General features: G+C 44.7%; 20 protein-coding genes. 13 read left to right on the forward strand and 7 right to left on the reverse strand.

Annotated elements, in window-relative coordinates; genetic code table 11:
* The first annotated feature begins 5 nt into the window (after window positions 1–5).
* From LAQ65_RS13850 to LAQ65_RS13875, 6 genes are all read left to right on the forward strand, one after another.
* Window positions 6–869 (forward strand): UbiA family prenyltransferase, encoded by an 864-nt coding sequence (locus LAQ65_RS13850; protein ID WP_224117569.1) that lies wholly within the window; start codon window positions 6–8, stop codon window positions 867–869.
* Window positions 862–1,950: a type III polyketide synthase gene (locus LAQ65_RS13855; protein ID WP_224117570.1), complete on the forward strand. Its 1,089-nt coding sequence runs from the start codon at window positions 862–864 to the stop codon at window positions 1,948–1,950. Before LAQ65_RS13850 ends, LAQ65_RS13855 begins: the two co-directional genes overlap by 8 nt.
* Window positions 1,947–2,645 (forward strand): methyltransferase domain-containing protein, encoded by a 699-nt coding sequence (locus tag LAQ65_RS13860; RefSeq protein WP_224117571.1) that lies wholly within the window; start codon window positions 1,947–1,949, stop codon window positions 2,643–2,645. The genes LAQ65_RS13855 and LAQ65_RS13860 overlap by 4 nt, the downstream gene beginning before the upstream one ends.
* On the forward strand, window positions 2,635–3,777 hold the full coding sequence (locus LAQ65_RS13865; RefSeq protein WP_224117572.1) for an NAD(P)/FAD-dependent oxidoreductase: 1,143 nt from the start codon (window positions 2,635–2,637) through the stop codon (window positions 3,775–3,777). The genes LAQ65_RS13860 and LAQ65_RS13865 overlap by 11 nt, the downstream gene beginning before the upstream one ends.
* A gap of 164 nt (window positions 3,778–3,941) precedes the next feature.
* The gene (locus tag LAQ65_RS13870; RefSeq protein ID WP_224117573.1) at window positions 3,942–4,310 is read left to right on the forward strand and encodes a CoA-binding protein; all 369 of its coding nucleotides are present in this window, start codon (window positions 3,942–3,944) and stop codon (window positions 4,308–4,310) included.
* 102 nt (window positions 4,311–4,412) lie between these two features.
* Complete coding sequence (locus LAQ65_RS13875; protein ID WP_224117574.1) at window positions 4,413–4,886, forward strand: ribonuclease H-like YkuK family protein; 474 nt, start codon at window positions 4,413–4,415, stop codon at window positions 4,884–4,886.
* Window positions 4,887–4,915: 29 nt separating this feature from the next.
* Here LAQ65_RS13875 and LAQ65_RS13880 read toward each other — a convergent pair whose 3' ends face one another.
* The gene (locus tag LAQ65_RS13880) at window positions 4,916–5,356 is read right to left on the reverse strand and encodes a hypothetical protein (RefSeq protein WP_224117575.1); all 441 of its coding nucleotides are present in this window, start codon (window positions 5,354–5,356) and stop codon (window positions 4,916–4,918) included.
* Between the two features lie 55 nt (window positions 5,357–5,411).
* Window positions 5,412–6,044: a ribosome biogenesis GTP-binding protein YihA/YsxC gene (yihA, locus tag LAQ65_RS13885; RefSeq protein WP_224117576.1), complete on the reverse strand. Its 633-nt coding sequence runs from the start codon at window positions 6,042–6,044 to the stop codon at window positions 5,412–5,414.
* A gap of 96 nt (window positions 6,045–6,140) precedes the next feature.
* On the opposite strand from yihA, the gene LAQ65_RS13890 reads away from it, so the two are divergent.
* Window positions 6,141–7,763, forward strand: coding sequence for a pyruvate dehydrogenase complex dihydrolipoamide acetyltransferase (locus LAQ65_RS13890; RefSeq protein WP_224117577.1), 1,623 nt, complete (start codon window positions 6,141–6,143; stop codon window positions 7,761–7,763).
* A 68-nt stretch (window positions 7,764–7,831) separates the two neighbouring features.
* Here LAQ65_RS13890 and LAQ65_RS13895 read toward each other — a convergent pair whose 3' ends face one another.
* The 5 genes from LAQ65_RS13895 to LAQ65_RS13915 form a co-directional block, all read right to left on the reverse strand.
* On the reverse strand, window positions 7,832–8,611 hold the full coding sequence (locus LAQ65_RS13895) for a rhomboid family intramembrane serine protease (RefSeq protein ID WP_224117578.1): 780 nt from the start codon (window positions 8,609–8,611) through the stop codon (window positions 7,832–7,834).
* 243 nt (window positions 8,612–8,854) lie between these two features.
* Complete coding sequence (gene porT, locus LAQ65_RS13900; protein WP_224117579.1) at window positions 8,855–9,541, reverse strand: type IX secretion/gliding motility protein PorT/SprT; 687 nt, start codon at window positions 9,539–9,541, stop codon at window positions 8,855–8,857.
* 29 nt (window positions 9,542–9,570) lie between these two features.
* Window positions 9,571–10,329 carry a bifunctional demethylmenaquinone methyltransferase/2-methoxy-6-polyprenyl-1,4-benzoquinol methylase UbiE gene (gene ubiE, locus LAQ65_RS13905; RefSeq protein WP_224117580.1) on the reverse strand — a complete coding sequence of 253 codons (759 nt, stop codon included), beginning with the start codon at window positions 10,327–10,329 and terminating at the stop codon, window positions 9,571–9,573.
* Window positions 10,330–10,353: 24 nt separating this feature from the next.
* The gene (dnaX, locus tag LAQ65_RS13910) at window positions 10,354–12,120 is read right to left on the reverse strand and encodes a DNA polymerase III subunit gamma/tau (protein WP_224117581.1); all 1,767 of its coding nucleotides are present in this window, start codon (window positions 12,118–12,120) and stop codon (window positions 10,354–10,356) included.
* 59 nt (window positions 12,121–12,179) lie between these two features.
* Entirely contained in the window at window positions 12,180–13,340 is a 1,161-nt protein-coding gene (locus LAQ65_RS13915) for a hypothetical protein (protein WP_224117582.1), read from the reverse strand.
* A 193-nt stretch (window positions 13,341–13,533) separates the two neighbouring features.
* Between LAQ65_RS13915 and LAQ65_RS13920 the strand changes: the two genes are divergently transcribed.
* From LAQ65_RS13920 to LAQ65_RS13945, 6 genes are all read left to right on the forward strand, one after another.
* Window positions 13,534–13,740, forward strand: coding sequence for a YtxH domain-containing protein (locus LAQ65_RS13920; RefSeq protein ID WP_224117583.1), 207 nt, complete (start codon window positions 13,534–13,536; stop codon window positions 13,738–13,740).
* An 11-nt stretch (window positions 13,741–13,751) separates the two neighbouring features.
* On the forward strand, window positions 13,752–14,138 hold the full coding sequence (locus tag LAQ65_RS13925; RefSeq protein ID WP_224117584.1) for a phage holin family protein: 387 nt from the start codon (window positions 13,752–13,754) through the stop codon (window positions 14,136–14,138).
* Window positions 14,107–14,484 carry a hypothetical protein gene (locus LAQ65_RS13930; RefSeq protein ID WP_224117585.1) on the forward strand — a complete coding sequence of 126 codons (378 nt, stop codon included), beginning with the start codon at window positions 14,107–14,109 and terminating at the stop codon, window positions 14,482–14,484. Before LAQ65_RS13925 ends, LAQ65_RS13930 begins: the two co-directional genes overlap by 32 nt.
* Before the next feature lie 211 nt (window positions 14,485–14,695).
* Complete coding sequence (locus LAQ65_RS13935; RefSeq protein WP_224117586.1) at window positions 14,696–15,859, forward strand: efflux RND transporter periplasmic adaptor subunit; 1,164 nt, start codon at window positions 14,696–14,698, stop codon at window positions 15,857–15,859.
* A gap of 36 nt (window positions 15,860–15,895) precedes the next feature.
* Window positions 15,896–19,054, forward strand: coding sequence for an efflux RND transporter permease subunit (locus tag LAQ65_RS13940; protein WP_224117587.1), 3,159 nt, complete (start codon window positions 15,896–15,898; stop codon window positions 19,052–19,054).
* Entirely contained in the window at window positions 19,044–20,426 is a 1,383-nt protein-coding gene (locus tag LAQ65_RS13945) for an efflux transporter outer membrane subunit (protein ID WP_224117588.1), read from the forward strand. The genes LAQ65_RS13940 and LAQ65_RS13945 overlap by 11 nt, the downstream gene beginning before the upstream one ends.

Raw genomic sequence — 20,426 nt, forward strand, 5'->3', positions numbered from 1 at the left:
ATTGTATGCTGAAAAAATCAACCATACAGTTACTGCGCTTTCCATTTGCTTTTTTCCTGCTACCTGTATATTTATTTGCTCTTAGCCAGGTTTTGTACACCAATTGGTGGAAAGCTGCTTTGGTCTTTTTTATACTTCATTTACTGGTATATCCTGCGAGTAACGGGTATAACAGTTTTATTGACCGGGACGAAAGCCCTGTAGGTGGGATCAGGCATCCCATGCAACCCACCAGGCAACTATTATGGGTAGTGTTAGTAATGGATATAGCAGCGTTAATACTAAGCCTTTTGGTGAGCTCCTGGTTTACCTTTGGCATCCTTCTTTATATACTTGCTTCGAGGGCCTACAGTAGCAGGGTTACACGGTTAAAAAAATACCCGGTTTTGGGGTTTTTATTGGTGGTCTTATGCCAGGGCGGACTTGTATTCTGGTTAGTTTATCATGGGGTACATCAGCGGCAGCCGGTTATAGTTCCTTTAACCGGTATAATAGCCAGTACCTTATTAATAGCAGGCGCTTATCCTCTAACCCAGGTATACCAGCATGCAGCAGATCAGAAAGACGGAGTAAGAACCATCAGTATGCTTTTAGGGGTAAAGGGAACATTTAGGTTATCGGCTTTGTTGTTTAATATGGCTTTTGTTGTATTGGGCCTGCATTTTGCGCTTCAATTGGAGTTGGTGCGGTTTTTTGTCCTGCTCATTTGCTTTTTCCCGGTGTTAATTTATTTTTTGCGATGGGCGAAAAAAGTATGGCAAAACACTGAAGCCGCCAGTTTCGATAACCTGATGGGCATGAACAAGCTGGCAGCAATATGTTCCAATACCGGTTTTTTGATCTTATTAATATGGAAATTATTTGACTAAGATTTTATCAATAGGAACAGCTATCCCAGCTTATCGCCACCGGCAACAGGACATCCTGCAATTTATGCAACGGGTTTATGCCCTTGATTATACTGGTGAAAGAAAACTAAGGTTTCTCTATCAACATAGTGGTATTGATAGCAGGTATTCAGTACTGCCTGATTACAGCGCACCAATAGCAGAATGGAAATTCTATCCGGCTACTGAATCTTTTGAACCCTTTCCTTCATTGGAGTTGCGGATGAGCTGGTACCAGAAATATGCTGCATCACTTTCTGTAGATGCAATCCGTAAATGCCTGGCAGAGGCAAAGCAAAGTCCCCAGGGTATAACCCACCTGATTACGGTAAGTTGTACAGGGATGAGTGCGCCTGGCCTCGACCTGCAAGTGATGGAGTTAATGGAATTGCCGCGTTCCTTAAACAGGAGTTCTATTAATTTTATGGGCTGCTATGCTGCATTGCATGGCCTTAAACAGGCAGATGCCATTTGCCGGTCTGCACCGGGCGCAAAAGTTCTGGTCGTTTGTACTGAGCTTTGCACACTGCATTTTCAGAAATCTGCCACTGCGGATAATATCGCCTCATCATTGTTGTTCGGAGATGGATCGGCAGCAGTGCTGCTTAGTAATGATGAGCAGCAAAAAGGCCACGCCATCAGGGGATTTTATAGTGAAGTTATTCCCAAGGGAAAGAAAGACATGTCCTGGGAGCTGTCATCCTCAGGTTTCCAGATGACATTAAGCGGCTATATTCCGGAACTGATCGCAACCGATTTCTCACCGCTGGTTTCAAGGGCCGTTAGCGGTTTTGGCCTTCAAATAAATGACATCAGCCAATGGTGTATTCACCCGGGCGGAAAGCGCATATTGCAGGCGGTTGAAAAAAGCCTCGCCTTACCCGGGCATGCACTTGCTGCAGGGTATGAAGTTTTGAAGCAATACGGAAATATGTCATCACCTACAATTTTGTTTGTGTTGAAGGAAATGCTGGAAATGGGTGCCAGTGGAAATATGCTGGCTGCAGCATTTGGGCCGGGACTTACGATGGAAACCTGCTGGATGGAGGCAGAGCCGGTATGAGCTGGGGCCAGCGTTCATATGAAAAGGAGCTGCTTGATGGCACTGGGAATTCCTTTGAGGAGATCAGGCAGAACATGGTTGAGTTAAATAATATTAACCATTGGTTAGGCGGTCATAAAATAACGATTAACGGGCTTCGTCGGATTGCTTTAAAAAAACAGGTATTGCATGTTTGTGAAATTGGTTGCGGAGGTGGTGATAACCTTGCTGTTATTTACAACTGGGCTTTGAAAAACGGGATATCAGTAAAATGCTCCGGAATTGACATTAATGAAGATTGCATCAGTTTTGCCAAGCAGCAGTTTCCGCAGGGAATTTATTTTACAGGCGATTATAGGAAAGTGCGTTTGCCTGAAATGCCTGATATCGTTTTCTCCTCTTTATTTTGCCACCATTTTTCAGATGATGAAATTGCTGAACAGCTATCCTGGATGCATGATCATTGCAAAATTGGTTTTTTTATCAATGATTTACACAGGAATGCATTAGCCTATTATTCCATTAAACTATTAACCTGGTTGTTTTCAAGGTCGCGGTTAGTTAAACACGATGCCCCATTATCAGTCCGGAGAAGTTTTACCCGCAGGGAATGGGAACAGCTTTTCCGGCGTTCTGGCATTGCCGCCGGAAAGATTCATTGGAAATGGGCTTTCCGATGGCTTATAACCTTTTCAAAGGAGGCACATGAAAATTAACAATATTGCATATGATGTTGCAGTGGCGGGCGGTGGACTAGCCGGTCTTGCAGCGGCCATCCAGTTGTCCGGGAAAGGATTTAAAGTAATTCTTTTTGAAAAGAAATTTTATCCTTTTCACAGGGTTTGCGGCGAATATGTCAGCGAAGAAAGCAGGCCATTCCTGCAAAGCCTGGGAATTTCCCTTGATCAATTAAAACTGCCTTCGATAAGGAAGCTGGTCGTAAGTGCTCCAGATGGTGAGCTACTGGACGCAGCACTTCAGTCCGGGGGATTTGGTATCAGCAGGTATAGGCTGGATGCATTATTAGCCGGACAGGCAAAGGCTGCTGGCGTTCATATATTGGAAGGCACCAAAGTACATGATATCCTGTATGAAAAAGGGGCTATGAAAATTTTATCGCAGCATGGTGAAATAAATGCTGCGGTTGCTATTGGTAGTTTTGGAAAGAGGTCTAACCTTGATGTGCAGTGGAAAAGGGAATTCACTCTGGCGAAGGGAGGAAAGCTGAATAATTTTATTGGTGTTAAGTACCATATCCGGCTGGATCATCCTCCTGATACCATTGCGTTACATAATTTCGAGGATGGTTATTGCGGCCTTTCACGAATTGAAGACGGGTTATCCTGCCTTTGTTATCTAACCACCGCCAATAATCTTGGGCTCAGTAACAATTCCATCGCCCAAATGGAACGCCGGGTACTTTGGAAAAACCCGCATCTGGAAAAAATATTCAGTGCTGCTGAAATGATCTGGAGCGAGCCTTTGATTATATCCCAGGTTTCTTTTTCAAATAAGCCTTTACTCCACGATCATGTGCTGATGGCAGGAGACGCAGCTGGAATGATAACGCCATTGTGCGGTAATGGCATGAGCATGGCATTGCATAGCAGTAAGATACTGGCAGGCCATGCAGCCAGGTTTTTGCGGAATGAAATTTCCAGGGAGGAAATGGAAAAGATGTACCGGGCAGATTGGCGAAAGAATTTCAGCCGGCGGTTATTTGCCGGGAGGTCGATACAGCGTTTTTTTGGTGATCCGTTACTGTCAAAAATACTGGTCAGGACCGCAAGGATTTTTCCGGGGGTAACCAATTTTTTAGTTCAGCAAACGCATGGCGAACAATTTTAAATTTGTGATGTGGATATATTCCCCGACTATTCTCCCCGGAAAGGCTCAATTGCAGCGGGGAAGCGAAAAATAGCTGATTGTCCCAAGTTATGGCTAGATTTCAGTGTAAAAGAGAATTTGATATTTAGTCACTTCCGTACGGTCTTTTAAAAAATCAATTTCCTATGTTATTCAATAAGAAAACTTTAGTACTGGGGGCATCAGGCAATACAAACAGGTACAGTTACCTGGCTCTTAAAAGGCTAAGGGCACATGGGTATTCAGTTGAAGGGATTGGTCGTGAAGAGGTAAAGGTTGGAGACGTACTGATACATACCAACAAGCCGCCATTTGAAGGAATTGATACAGTTACGCTATACCTTTCACCTGCACATCAGCGTGAGTATTATGATTACATACTATCCCTTCATCCCCGTAGGATAATCTTTAATCCAGGGGCGGAAAATGATGAACTGGCTGAACTTGCCAGGGCAAATAATATATACCCCCAGGAGGCCTGCACCCTGGTTTTATTAAGTACCGGGCAATATTGACCAGAAAGTTTTATTCATGATTGTGGGAAATTAATTTTTTCATAACAGGTGGAAATGTATGGGTTGAGCCGGTTTTTTGGTAAATTAGGAAAACCCAATGTTATGTTATGGAGAAAATTTAATGGCGACCCGATCGAATTGCCGATCCGGGACGCCGTAGAAAGAGCCATCAGGCGTGAAACCGAAAATGGTTATCACCTTAAGGTCTGCATCGGAACAGACTCCCAGGTAAAAGGCGCCGAAACTGAATTTGCCACAGTTATTGTATTCCTGAGGGAAGGCCATGGAGGGTTCATGTTCATCCAGAATGAAAAGACCCGCCAGAAATATTCCATTAAGGAAAGGATGCTGGTAGAAGTTGCGCGCAGCATTGAAATTGCATACGATTTATGCAATTTGTTCACCGCTTATAATGTGGATATGGAAGTACATGCAGATATAAATACCAATCCGCATTTTAAAAGCAATGATGCATTAAAAGAAGCTATGGGCTATATCCTGGGTATGGGTTTTGCCTTTAAGGCAAAGCCCGAAGCCTTTGCCAGCAGCAGTTGTGCCAATAAAGTGGTAAACTGAACCGGGTCTGTGGAAAACTGTTTGCGGGCCTAATTTTTGTAAAAAATGTAAATGGTGGCTTTAGGAGAAGCTTCCAGTTTGATAGGCTGTGTGTCTTTGCCGCCAATGTCCTTTGTGGTGAATTTCAGGCGCTGTACACGTGCTACTCCAATTTGTCCGATGTCTTCAGGAACTGCTGTGTATTTAGCTACTATTTTTTTATCGGGGTTCATCAGGTAAGCCTTGAATTTTCCTACAGGATGGTTAGTGTTGTCGTATACAAAATAAACCCGGTACTCAGTTTTAGGCGACACTGAAAATGAAGCATTTGTCTTTTCTGAATAAGTGATCAGGTACTTGAAATTATTTTTAAAGACATTTTTTTTAATTGTTTCTTCTGCAGATTTCAGGTCATTCGCATAATTGCCGGTTTGTGCGGAAACACTTGCAAAACAACACATAGCCAACACAATAGTCAGGATGCTTTTCATATAGAATAATTAAATTATCCCGGAAATCTACAAAAATTATTTTTTTAAAGAAAGCTTATTCTGAAATTTCCTTATTCATATCACTGATCATTCCCAGTAGTTTATCACGCCCCTGCATTTTTACAGCACTTGTAACGACATGTGCGGGAAGAAATTGCCAGGTTTCGCGCATGGCATCAAGGAACATTTTTACGTTCTTCGCCACCACGCGTTGGGTTTCCTTATCAGCTTTAGTGAAAACCAGCGTGAAGGGGATTTCCCATGATCCAAGTTGATTTACGAAATCAAGGTCAATTTTTTGGGGTTCGTGGCGCCCATCAATCAAGATAAAGACCATCACCAGGTTTTCCCTTTGGCGGAGGTAGTTTTCTATCATTTTCTCCCATTGCTTTCGCTGGGCCTGGGAAACTTTTGCAAATCCATATCCGGGTAAATCTACCAGGTACCATTTAAAAAAGTCTTTGGCACCCTCTTTTGAAATGCTGCTGATCTCAAAATGATTGATCATTTGGGTTTTTCCGGGAGACCTGGAGGTTTTTGCCAGTTTCTGGTTTCGGCAAATCATATTGATCACGGAAGATTTTCCGACATTGCTTCTTCCTATAAAGGCATATTCCGGCCGGTCTGCAGGAGGGCATTTTTCAACTTCCGGACTACTTATAAGGTAGCTGGCTTTGGTAATGTGCATACAGCAAAGATAGGGAGGGCGAATTCCATTTTCTTTTCCTCAATTTGCATTAATTTCGGCCTCACTTAAGAAACGACTAAAAAACATATATATCCAATGGCAGAAGTGATTTTGATGCCCCGTTTGAGCGATACAATGACAGAAGGTGTCATTGCAGCCTGGCATAAAAAGGTAGGTGATACTGTGAAAAAGGGTGAATTGCTGGCTGAAGTTGAAACGGATAAAGCAACGATGGACCTTGAAAGCTACAAGGATGGAACCCTGTTGCACATCGGGATTGACAAAGGCGGCAAGCTTCAGGTGAATGATCTTTTAGCAATTATCGGTAATCCCGGTGAGGATATTTCCAGCCTGGTTGCTGCTAATTCGGGCTCGCCGGTTGCTGCAACTGCGCCAAAAGCTCCTGAAACACCTGTGCCATCTTCTGCGCCTGCAGCTGCTGCAACAGACCTGAGCAAAATAGAGGAAGTAATATTAATGCCCCGTTTAAGTGACACCATGACTGAAGGCGTAATTGCAGCATGGCATAAAAAAGTGGGTGATAAAGTAAGTAAAGGAGACCTTCTGGCTGAAGTAGAGACGGATAAAGCCACTATGGACCTGGAAAGCTATAAAAACGGAACCTTATTATATATTGGTGCCCAAAAAGGCGATAAAGTACCAGTGAATTCGCTGCTTTGCGTAATTGGTGAAGAGGGTAAGGTGAACCTGGATGCAATTAAAGCTGCAGCCGGTGGTGGTATTGCGCAAGTTGCATCAACTGCAACAACAGCTATTGCGGCTCCTGCCGAAAGTGCACTTGCAATCACATCAACTGCCACCACGGAAAATGGCCGGTTAAAAGTATCCCCGCTGGCACGGAAAATAGCAGCAGAAAAAGGCATTAACCTGAACCAGGTTCATGGTTCAGGTGATGGGGGACGGATTATTAAGGCTGATATTGAAACCTTTACCCCTGCGGCCGTTTCAACAACAGCAACTGTTATTGCAGCTCCGGCTGCCCCCGTGGCGACTGTTGCAACTGCCCCAGCCGGACAAATCAGTTTTGAGGACAAGCCGGTTTCACAAATGCGGAAGATTATTGCCCGCAGGCTGGCTGAAAGTAAATTCACAGCCCCACATTTTTACCTGACCATGTCAATCGATATGGACAAGGCCGTTGCAAGCCGGGCGCAGATTAATGAAGTTGCCCCTGTGAAAATATCTTTCAATGATATGGTGCTGAAAGCTGTGGCAATTGCCCTCAAAAAGCATCCTGCAGTAAATAGCAGCTGGATGGGGGATTCAATTCGTACAAATCATCATGTGAATATTGGTGTAGCTGTTGCGGTTGAAGATGGCTTACTGGTTCCTGTAGTCCGTTTTGCAGATACGAAGGGCCTTGCACAGATTGCTACAGAAGTAAAAGATTTCGCTGTTAAGGCTAAAAATAAAAAATTGCAACCTTCAGATTGGGAAGGAAGCACATTTACGATCAGCAATCTTGGAATGTTCGGAATTGATGAGTTCACGGCCATTATTAATCCGCCTGATAGTTGTATCCTGGCAGTGGGGGCAATCCAACAGGTGCCGGTAGTTAAAAATGGCCAGGTAGTTCCTGGAAATGTAATGAAAGTAACCCTCAGTTGCGACCACCGTGTCGTAGATGGGGCATCGGGCTCAGCCTTTTTGCAAACACTGAAAGGCCTGCTCGAAGAACCTTTGCGTATGCTGGTTTAAAAAGCATTATAAAACCATACAATAGAATTAAGCCCGCTTTTTCAGAGCGGGTTTTTTTGTGAAGGAATTTACCGGCGTGGCTTTCTGCTGATCCATTGTTTATGTTGAATTGAGGGTACAGGTTCGCCTTTATCAAAAAGTTTGATTAGTAAAAATCCAGCAGCAAATCCACCAATATGGGCGGCATAGGCAACCCCGTCAGATTCGCCGCTAATGGCACCAAATCCGCTTACCACCTGTAGGATAATCCACATACCCAATGCAACCCAGCTAGGGATCGCAATAATAAACCAGCCAACTAAAGCATTTACCCGGCGGGTAGGGTATAAAAGCAGGTATCCGCCAAGTATTCCGGAAATTGCGCCCGATGCACCCATGCTTGGAACTAAAGGATCTGCTCCTATAAAACCGGTAAACCAAACATGGCTTAATGAGGCAATTACTCCACAGAACAGGTAAAATACCAGGTAACGGATATGACCGAGCCTGTTTTCGAGGTTATCTCCGAAAATATAGAGGTAAAGCATATTTCCGGCAATATGTGCAATGCTGCCATGCATGAACATAGATGTAAGCATCGTGAAATAAACCGGTATCGGGGTCATTTGAAGACCTGGTATTTCAAAACTTTGTCCGCTCGCCAGATCACGAACGATCTTCGATTTTGTGATAATATCTGTATTGGTCAATATTTCAGCCGGAACGGTGGAGAAGGCATAGGTAAAGCTGGTATTTTCGCCCAGGCCCTGCAGGAAGACAAAAACCAGGATATTAGCAATAATAATTGCCCAGTTAACATAAGGTGTTACCCTTCTATCACTATTGTCGTCGCTAATTGGGAATAGCATATAAGTTTATTTTTTAGATAAGAAAGAACAACCGTTGGATTTGGCCAACGGTTTTGTTCCTGGTTGGAGATACATGCTATACCAGTATTTTAACCAATAGTTACCTAAATATCCGATAGGTAACTATTATTAATTGCCGAATTAACTGTAAAAGCCTTTAAACTTCAGCATAAAAGAGAATTGGTATCAACAATTTATTTAATCTGGCCGATACCAAAAAAAGTAAATCTTTCAGCCTTCGGTTTATCCTTCAAAAATTAGGGAGAAAATAATTTGCCGGCTCTGAATCTTGTCAATGACATTGGAGAATTTCAGGTTCTCGTCTCGGGAATGGACATTTGTGATGCCATTGCTGATCTTTATTTCGGGAGATAGGATAAACATCTTGTTATAAAAATTAAACCCGATACCTGCTTCAATGCCGAAATCTGATTTATTCAACTTTATTAAGTTTTCTGCATTCCTTGAACTGGCTTTTGAAGACAGGTCGGTTTCGAATTTAAATCCCCCCATCATGTATACCCTGAAATTTCCAATCCGGTCAGACTTCAGCTTAAGCTGTACGGGAATGCCAAGAAGTATTGATTCCACATTTTGGTCCATTTCGGCAGACTCTCCTTTTGTGGGGTCAGGGTATTGTAAATGATAGTTAATGGATTTGTTCACAAACAGCAATTGGGGGAAGACTACCCGGGCCTCAAATCGGTTATTAATGCGGAAAGTGTGCATTCCGCCAATGCCGAAGCCGAAATTATTATTAGGGTTAGATACTAAAACGCTGTCGTATTGAAGGAAGCGCGGGTGCTGGTTTATTTGAAAACGGTTAGCCGTTCCCATAATAACTATACCGATATGATACCATTTTTCATCATTATCTGGTAAGTTAGTGGATTCCCTAAGCTGTGCGGAAGCAGTAAGGGAAATACCCATTAAGCTGAATCCAAGCTGAAAAGATAAAACTAAGTATGTGGTGATTTTGTTCCGCAATAAATGGTACATATTCCTAAGCTCAGCGTTTTTAAATAGGTATTGGTATACCCGGTCTCCTGTAAAATGGTTATAAAATTTTCTCCCTCGGGGAAGGCCTGTACGGAATCATTCAGATATTGGTAGGCAACTTTGTTTTTTGAAACCAGTTTACCAATACCCGGTGCAACCAGTTTCATATACATTTTATATAAGCCCTTAAAACCCGTTTGCTTTGGGCGGGAAAATTCCAGTACAACCAGTTTTCCCCCAGGCTTCAGTACACGCAACATTTCTGCTAATCCGGTTCGAAGGTGTTCGAAATTTCGGACACCGAAGGCAACGGTTACCGCATCAAACGAGTTGTCCGGGAAGTTTATTGTTTCACTATCACCTTCCAGAAGCTCAATCCGATCGTTTAACATTGCCTTGGCAATTTTCTTCCTTCCGAGGTCAAGCATACCTGTAGAAATATCTATGCCAATTATTTTCTCTGGAGTTAAATATTTCATAGTAATCAGCGCCAGGTCAGCGGTTCCGGTTGCTACATCCAGTATTTTCATGGGCATGATAGGGCGCAGTTCTGCAATTGCCTTCTTCCGCCAGTAAAGGTCTATGCCACCACTCAAAAACCGGTTCAGGAAATCGTAGCGGAATGCTATCTGGTCGAACATATCGGCGACCTGCTCTTTTTTACTGCGTTTCTCATCGCCGAAAGGTACTATGCTATCGTGTGGTAACGGGTTACTCATGGTGCGCGAAGTTAATAGATCGCATCAATAATCCAGCTCAAGCCTGAGGCGGTCTTTCAGTTCTTTTACCAGCGGGAATTGGCTGGAGAGTTGCTGATATCTTTCTCTTGAATTCAGCGGGGCTTCGAATTTTATCTGCAAATCTTCCCTCTGTTCAACAATAACCTGGTACGTAAGTAGGTTATTATGGAATCTTTTTTGCATGTATTCGGATAGCGGGATGCGTTCTCCTTCTATGAATTTCTGTTGCAGGTTATTTGGTGTAATAATACAGAAGCTGCTGTCATTTTTTACCTGGAGTGCGGCCATTTCAAAACTCTGTGCAGCCGGATTACGGGATAACTTCAATTGCTCGATAAATTCCTGCCAGGCTTTTTGCAGTAATTCATCGGTAAGGCAAATGGCATGCGTCTTTTTTTCAGACTGGCTGTTATTGCTAACCCTTTCCCTTAATTTTTGCAGTGATCCAAGTTTTCCTGCCTGCGTTTTCTCCTTTTGGGCAATGGCCTTGTCTTCTATAATGAGCACGGGGCCAGGCTGAGGAGCTGATACTGGCTGCGGTACAGGGATAGGCCTGGGAGAAGTGGCAGGTTGAATGGTTTTTTCCTGCGGTTGCCTAACTGGCTGCAGTACCCGAAAATTTAATGGCTTTAATTCAGTTATTTTTTTTTTGCTGGAATCACTTACTATTTCAAGTGCCTGATGCAGGTAGCAAAGCCTGATCAATGCAAGTTCCACATGCAGTTTTTTATTCCGGGCTGATTTATAGTTGATCTCTGCTTCGGCCAGGATATTCAGGGCGCTGACCAGATAACCGGCACTTAGTTTAGCTGCCATTTTTATGTAACGGTGCCGGAAACTTTCCACTACTTCCATCAGCGATGCTACTTTTTCATCTTTGCTGAGCAGAAGGTTACGGATGAATTCCGCAAATCCATTCAATACCATGTCGCCTTCGAAACCTTTTCGGTTAATGTCGTCATACAGCAGCATGGCGCTGGAAAGATCCTGGTTCAGCATATGTTCCATCATCCTGAAATAATAATCTGCGTCGAGAATATTCAGGTGTTCGAGGGTGTTTTGGTAAGTCAGCTCACCATTTGTAAAGCTTACAATTTTGTCGAGAATGCTGAGGGCGTCACGCATACAGCCCTCGCTTTTCTGGGCAATTATCTGTAATGCTGCTTTTTCTGCACGGATGGATTCTTTACTGCAGATATCTTCCAGGTGTTCCACCGTATCATTTGTCGTAATTCTCTTAAAATCGAAAATCTGGCATCTTGATAAAATTGTTGGGAGGATCTTATGTTTTTCTGTGGTGGCAAGTATGAAAATGGCATATGGCGGCGGTTCTTCCAGGGTTTTAAGAAAGGCATTAAAAGCACTGGCGCTTAACATATGCACCTCATCCACTATATAAACTTTGTATTTTCCTGCCTGCGGCGCGAAACGAACCTGATCAACCAGTGCCCGGATATCATCTACTGAGTTATTGCTCGCGGCATCGAGTTCGTGGATATTCAGCGAACTGCCTTCATTAAAGGAAACACAGGAGTGGCAGGTATTACAGGCTTCCCCGTCTTCAGAGGGGTGCTCGCAATTGATAGTTTTAGCCAGAATCCTGGCGCAGGTTGTTTTTCCCACTCCCCGCGGACCGCAAAATAAGAATGCGTGGGCCAGCTGCTGGTTGCGAATGGCATTTTTAAGCGTTGTAGTAATATGTGACTGTCCTACTACCGTTGAAAAATTCTGTGGCCTATACTTCCTGGCCGAAACAATAAACTGCTCCATAGGCGGCTAAATTAGCGAATAGTTTTCACCCGGCGGGTACTACCCGCCGGGTGAAATTTTTATAGAATAGGGTGTCGGTGGAAGGGTTTCTCCCGGTCGAAAAGAAAGCGATAGGTGGTGAGGATACGACTCCTTATTGGGGTCAGGTTTTCGGCCAGCGCTATCATTTTAGGGTTAAAATCGCCAATCCATTGCATTTCGTATTCCTCATATTTCAGGTTTGCCTGAACAACTTTGGCTGCTTCCACTATTATATAGCTGTCAATTCCCTTTCCATGCCATTCCGGCACAACACCAAAGACGATACCAACGAAACGCGGATTTTTCCGGGTAGCCTTAATCCATAGAAATTTGAGTTTTTGCCAAAGGCCAAATTTTCCATTGAGGTATTTGAACCATTGGTTCAGGTCTGGAAGGTTGATAAAGATGGCGATAGGATCTTTGCCATGGTAGGCAAACCAAACGATCTTTTCATCCATGACCGGTTTCATTTGTTTGAATATTTTGCGGCAGTGTTCCAGGCTAAGCTCTTTAATGCCACCATGACCAGCCCAGGCTTTATTGTACACGGTATGAAAATCTGCGGCAAAGGCATCAAGCTGGTTTTTTCGGATATGCCTTGCAGATAGGGCAGGGTCTGCAGCGATCCTTGCATGGCGTTCAAGGAATTTTGGTAATAATTGTTCTTTGGGATGCATTCCAAAACAAACCTGGTTAAAAAATAGCCTAAAACCATAAGATTCAAACAAGTCTTTGTAGTAAGGCGGATTGTAATTCATGCAATATAATGGTGACTGGAAGCCTTCGGTTACCAATCCCCACCATTTATCCCGTTCCCCGAAATTAATGGGGCCGTCCATCGCCTGCATACCTTGCGCCTTAAGCCATTCCCGCGCTGTATCAAAGAGCAGATTTGCGGCAGGCTGGTCATTGATGCATTCGAAAAAGCCGATCCCCCCTACGGGAACGTCATCCCCTTTATTCTTATATTTTTTGTTAGTGAATGCGGCAATCCTCCCGATAGTCACATGATTTTCGTCATATAGTATCCAGCGAATTGCGGTTCCATGACGGAATGTTTTATTCCCGGATTTGTCAAATACCTCTTCAATATCTTTATTAAGCGGACGAATCCAATTCGGATATTGCTTATAGATAGCTATGGGAACTTCCAGAAAGGTAAGGGCTTGCTCTGGCGTATTTACTGCTTCAATAGTCATGGGCTTGATTTCAAAATTATTCCCGAATATTTATTTATTACTTGAAATTAGATAAGGCAAGTTAAAGCGAACAGGGTTATTTTGGGCAGGTACGGGTTTTGGCAACAACCTGATTTCCGTCAGGCAGGGTTTTTATTCGGATTGGATGCCGTAATTTTAATAGGCAGATTTATTCCCGAAAAAACTCAATATTATGTCTGATAATTCAAAATTTTTATTTGGTGTTTTACTAGGTGCAGCTGCCGGTGCAGCCATTGGATACCTGCTTACAACAGAAAAGGGCCGTGAAATAATAGAAGACCTTAAGTCTGCAGCAGCTAATGCCGCAGGTGAAGTGAAAGAAACCGTGAACAAATGGGCAAGTGACGTTGAAGAAACGGCTAATTCAGTTAATTCCTGATATGCAAATTTATGGAACAGCAAGAACCTGGATATTTTGAGCAAACAGAAGCGATGCTGCGGCAATATGTTAATGACAGAATATTGTTGTTAAAATTGAAGGCATCACAGCAATCTGCGAAACTGGCTGCTCAGGTGTTTGTTTTGATGATTATGGTCTTACTTGGATTGCTGGTACTGCTGTTTCTCAGTCTCACGGCAGCTTATTATTTTGCCGACCTGACGGGAAGCCTGTTATATGGATTTGGCATCGTTGCGGGCTTCTATCTCCTGCTATTAATTATTGTATTACTAGTCAGGAAAAAATACCTCAGTCCTTATCTTACAAACATGGTTATCCGTATAATTCTTGATAAAACTCATGATGATGAAAGCGTTGACACCAACCAGCCAAACTAAACTTTCACCGATCAGGAATATCGGCGAACTGCAGGCTGAGGCAAGGCGCATCAGTGACAGCCTGAAAGTGCAGGAAACAGCACTTCGTGCGCATCTGAAAAAACTTCCCAAAGAAGCGGTGAAAGCCGGAATGGGTGGAGCGGTACCGTCTTTCCTGAATAATAAGGTTGCGGGATTGGTATTGACTGTAGGATCAGCCGCACTGGGTAATTATTTGCTTCCCAAAGCCGCTGTTAATGTGGCAGGCCTGCTGGGCGGTTCCTCAAGGAAAGAAGGAATAGCAGCCCTTGCCGATATGGCCGTAAAATGGTTCCAGAACAGGAAAAAGAAAAAGGCAGGTAAGTAGCCAGTATTAAAAACCGGAAATTAACCAGTCTCTTTGAGCATCTGCGGTTTACTCGATTATTTCTCCTATTTTCATGAGACTTTTTTATAATGGGTAGATAATTTTCGATCCATTTGGGTGGTCCGAGTTTCAAAACATCCGGCAAAATCACTCCTGTAAAATCCCCAATACTCCTTCAAAAAAGCCATTTGCGTAGTTCAAACTGAAAAAAATGAAGATTATCGGAAACCATGCCTGGATATTGGCCCCAGGATTATTTTGTTTGCTCTTTTCCTCCTGCAAGGAGAAGAAAAACGAACAGCAGGTCATTAATCCGGAAGTAAATATAGTAGCAGCAGGCCAAAGGGATATTCCGGTCTTTTCGGAATATACGGGCCAGACACTTGGTGAATCTGATATTGAGATCCGGGCCCGCGTGGATGGATGGATCACCGGAATTCATTACAAGGAAGGCGATGTGGTCAGGAAAGGACAGTTGTTATATACAATAGATGACCTCCCAATAAGAAGCCGGATTGATGCGGCCGCAGCACAGGTTGGCCGTGCCAAAACCCTGATGTCTAAAGCAAAAGCAGATCTTGACCGTGTAAAGCCCCTGGCAGATATGAATGCGCTCAGTAAGCGCGACCTGGATGCTGCTGTTGCCTCCTATGAAGCAGCGCGTGAAGAGGTGAATATTTCTGAGGCAGCTTTGCACACCGCCAACATTGAACTGAGTTATACCAGGATTACAGCGCCGGTTTCTGGTATTATTGGCATTTCTAAAGTACAGATCGGTGATTATGTGGGCAAGGTTCCGGGCGTTGGCGAGCCTTTGAATACCATTTCTTCCACCGGCAGCATGAGGGTAAGGTTCCCTGTTGCGGAAGATGAGATGCTCAAGTTTTTTAAAGCGAGACAGACGGGAGGCCAGGCCATGCTTGCTAATAAGGACCTGCCCGTGAACCTGGTATTGAGTGACGGAACACTATATCCTGTAGCGGGCCGGCTTGACCTGGCCAACAGGCAGGTGGATCCTGAAACTGGTTCGATCCTTATCCAGGCTGTGTTTGAAAACAAGCTGGGTTTGCTCAGGCCCGGGCAATATGTAAAGGTTCGATTCAAAACCAATGAATACAAGGGAGCAATAGTTGTTCCCCAGCAGGCTGTCAACCAAATGCAGAGCATTTACCAGGTTTACCTGGTGAATGACAGCAATAAAGTTGTGCCAACTGTTGTGAAGGCTGGAGCCAGGGTGGGAAGCAACTGGATCATTACAGAGGGATTGAAAGATGGCGACAAAGTTGCCATTGTAGGTAATGCGGTGGTTAATCCGAAAGTACCCATAAAGCCCATCCAGATGAAGTGGAACTACGATTCCACGATCACGAATTAAAGTTCTATCTAATCGAACCAACTAACTGCCCCAGATATGAGTGAGTTTTTTATACGACGACCGATAGTAGCAATGGTCATTTCCATTTTTATCATTTTACTTGGGTTGCTAACCCTGAGGAAAATCCCTATTGCCCAATATCCGGAGATCGTACCACCCATGATCAAAATCACGGGAACCTATAATGGAGCCAATGCGGTAAACGTAGAGCAGACAACAGCAACACCCATAGAGCAGCAGGTGAATGGTGTAGAGGAAATGTTGTACATGCAATCCATCAATGCGAATGACGGCACCACTACCATCCAGGTTTCATTTGAGGTCGGTACCAACCTGGATAATGCCAACATGCTTACACAGAACAGGGTGGCGATGGCAAATCCCTTCCTGCCGGCAGACGTTAAGAATATGGGGGTTAATACAAAGAAAGCATTGTCTTTTCCACTGGTGCTGGTTTCCGTGTATTCTCCTAAAAACTCTTATGATGCACAGTTTGTAAGTAACTATGTATACATTAACATCCTTGACCAGATCAAGCGCATCAAGGGCGTGGGTGATGTGACTGTATTTGGTGGTGCTGAATACGCCATGCGGGTATGGTTGAAGCCCGACAAGATGACTTCACTGGGTATAACGGTGAACGATGTAAAAAATTCATTGAATGAATACAACAATATTTTCCCCGGGGGTAGTTTTGGTAATAATCCTGCCCTTCCCGGAGTACAGAATACTTATACCGCCCAGTTGCAGGCACGCCTGGTGAGTCCTGAAGAATTTGGTAAGATCATCCTGAAATCGAATACAAGCGGAGCCGTGGTTCGCCTGAGTGATATTGCCCGCATTGAACTTGGAACAGAGAATTATTTCCAGAACAGCCGCCTGAATGGCCAGACAGCCGCTACCATGGCCGTTTACCAGATTCCAGGCAGTAATGCCATTGAAGTAGCAGAATCTATCCGAAAGGTAATGGAGGAAATGAAGGAACGCTTTCCTAATGACCTGAACTACCGTTTTTCCCTCGATACAACTTTGCCTATTGAAGCTGGTATTGAAGAGATCCTGCATACCCTGTTCGAGGCTATACTGCTGGTGATCCTGGTGGTATTCATCTTCCTGCAGGACTGGCGTGCAACCCTGATTCCATTGCTTACTGTTCCGGTATCACTGATTGGTGTGTTCATCTTCTTCCCTTTACTGGGATTCTCTGTTAACGTACTATCCCTGCTGGGCCTGGTTTTGGCTATTGGCCTGGTAGTGGATGATGCAATAGTGGTGGTGGAAGCGGTGATGCATCATATAGAGCATGGGCTTAGTCCAAAAGAAGCTACACAAAAAGCGATGAAAGAAGTGGCCGGACCGGTAGTGGCAATTGCCATCATCCTGGCTGCGGTATTCATTCCGGTGGCCATGACAGGTGGTATCACTGGAAGGCTCTATCAACAGTTCGCCATTACAATTGCAGTATCGGTATTGCTTTCTGCCTTTAACGCCCTGACCCTGAGTCCGGCATTGGCTGCCCTGATCCTGAAACCCAAGAAAGAGAGCAATAACCTCCTGGCGAAGTTTTTCCGTGGTTTCAATAAAATGTTTGACAAGTTCACGAATGGCTATATGGGAATAGCAGGGTTCTTTGCCCGAAAAGTAGTTATGAGCCTGCTGGTATTGGGTATAATTGTTGTTACGATGGTTGTCCTGGGCAAGAAAGTGCCTGGTGGGTTCGTGCCGGAAGAAGATAACGGCTACTTCATAATGGGGGTTATCCTTCCGGATGCAGCTTCCTTTGAAAGGACCGATGCGGTTTCCAAAAAAGTGGAAGCATTGCTGAAGAATGTTGAGGGCATTGAATCCTATACTTTAATCAATGGATTTAATATCCTGTCAAATACTGTTGCCCCCAATACGGCTACCGTATTCGTGCAATTGAAGAAATGGGATGAGCGGTCCAGGACAGACAAGGAGATCATCCGCGAAGTGAATGCAATTACCAACAGGGAGATCACGGATGCTACTGTTATTGCTGTGGGGCCTCCGCCAATTCCGGGCCTCGGTAATGCATCAGGATTTACATTACAATTGCAGGACAGGGCAGGTAACTCGCCCCAGTTCCTTTCTGAGCAATCACAACGTTTTATTGCTGCCGCCCGCCAACGCCCGGAAATCGGCAATATTTATACCCTTTACCGCTCTAATGTTCCTCAGAAAAGTATTGAAGTTGATAAAGAGAAAGTGGAGAAGCTGGGATTGCAGCTAAGTGACGTTAACAGTTCCATCTCAGCAATGCTGGGAGGTGTTTTCGTCAACAACTTCAACGCCTTCGGACGTCAGTACCGAACCTACGTGCAGGCAGATGCACCTTACCGGATGAAACCGAATGACCTGGAGCAACTATTCATCAGGGATGCCAAAGGTAACATGGTTTCATTGGCAACTCTGGCGGTTGTTAAGGATACTACCGGTCCGCAATATACGAACCGTTTCAACCTTTACCGGGCGGCTGAAATTTCAGGTTCCCCTGCCCCGGGCTATAGTTCCGCACAGGCACTGGATGCATTGGAAGAAGTCGCTAAATCAACCCTTCCGAATACTATGGGTTACCAATGGAGCAATATGAGTTACCAGGAAAAGGCTGCATCAGGGCAGAGCGCTTCGGTATTTGCTATGGCGTTGCTATTCGTTTTCCTGATCCTGGCTGCACAATATGAAAGCTGGAAACTCCCGTTCAGTGTTCTGCTGGGTACACCATGGGCTGTTATGGGTGCGATGCTGGGATTGTTCCTGGCAAGGATGTACTCTGAGAGTTATGTGAACAACGTATTCGCACAGATTGGATTGGTCATGCTGATTGGTCTTAATGCAAAGAACGCCATCCTCATCGTGGAGTTTGCCAAGATGAAAATGGAAGAAGGAGTGCCAGTGCTGGATGCAGCGTTGGATGGTGCCAGGCTTAGATTTCGTCCCATCCTGATGACTTCCTTTGCATTCATCCTTGGCGTAGTTCCCCTGCTTACTGCAGCCGGGGCTGGCGCCGAAGCCAGGAAGGTAATGGGCATGGCCGTATTTGCAGGTATGATCACCGCAACTGTGATCGGATGTATCCTGATCCCATCCTTCTTCGTATTGATCGAAAGGAGCAAAAAACAGAAGGATAAAAAAGTTAATTCTTCACCTGAACCTGCAACCAACCATGAAGCATAATCGAATAATAATATTACTGTTGATCCTGGCACTGGGTTGGACAGCCTGTATGGTGGGGCCCAAGTACAGTCGTCCGAATACCGATGTGGCTATTGATTACCGGGAAAAACCGGGTACAGACACATCCGCACTGGTGGCCTGGTTCGACCTGTATAAGGATACTGTTCTACAGCATTATATCCAACGCGTACTGGACAGCAACCGCAACCTGATGACGGCTGCTGCAAGAATTGAAGAAGCAAGGGCTATTTCCGGTGTTGTGAAAGCAAACCTCTATCCCAAATTTGATTACCAGTTATCCGGCGGTGGTGGTTCTGCCGGTACCGAAGCGCAAAAGGTTTCCGGTGGTTATGATGGTGGGGTATTGAATGCATTTGGTGTGCTTAGCTGGGAGATCGATATCTGGGGAAAAGTTCGCCATGCAAACAGGGCTGCAATTGCAGAGATGCTTTCAGCAGAAGATAGCCGGAATGCTTTAAAGGTGAGCCTGGTGGCTGAAACAGCTACTCTGTATTTCCTGCTCAGGGATCTTGATAACCGCCTGGAGATCGCCAAAAGAACATTGGAATCCAGGAAGGAAAATACCCGGATCCTGACCAATCGTTTTGATACGGGGTATGTTTCTGAACTGGATAAGCTGCAAGCTATAAACCAGCAGGCGGCGGCAGCTGCGCTGATCCCTAATATTCAGCGACAGATTGTCCAGACAGAAAACGCACTCAGGGTTATGATGGGAATGGGGCCCGGACAACTGAATCGCGGATTGTCAAATTATGACCAGGCCATTACCCCCGATATCCCTGTGGGACTGCCTTCCCAATTGCTGGTTCGGCGCCCGGATATCCGTTCAGCGGAGAACAGCCTGCAGGCCCAGTTTGAACGGATTGGGGTAGCGGAGGCCAACCGGTTTCCGTCGTTTAGCCTGACTGGTTTATTGGGTTTCGCCAGTCCGCAATTGTCAACATTCCTGGGGACACAGGGCCTGGTGGCCAATGGTTTTGCCAACCTTGCCGGACCAATCTTCAACTTTGGACAGAACAAGCGGTTGGTCGAAGTACAGCGTAAACGGACAGAACAATTGATCTACCAGTACCAGCAGACAGTGCTGGGAGCATTTTCGGATGTGGATTATTCCCTAACTGCCTATCGTACCCTGGTGGAAGAACACGAACAAAGGAAGATCCAGGTGGAAGCTTCCCGTAAAGCCCTGGAATTATCCATGGCCAGGTATAATTACGGTTATACTTCTTACCTCGAAGTGATTGTCCAGGAGAATTCACTTTTCGATGCTGAATTACAGGAGTCGACAACGCTGCAGCAAAAGCTTAATGCTGTTGTGTTGTTGTACAAGGCGCTAGGGGGCGGATGGTAA

Source organism: Flavihumibacter profundi (assembly GCF_020076305.1).
Classification (GTDB): Bacteria; Bacteroidota; Bacteroidia; order Chitinophagales; family Chitinophagaceae; genus Flavihumibacter; species Flavihumibacter profundi.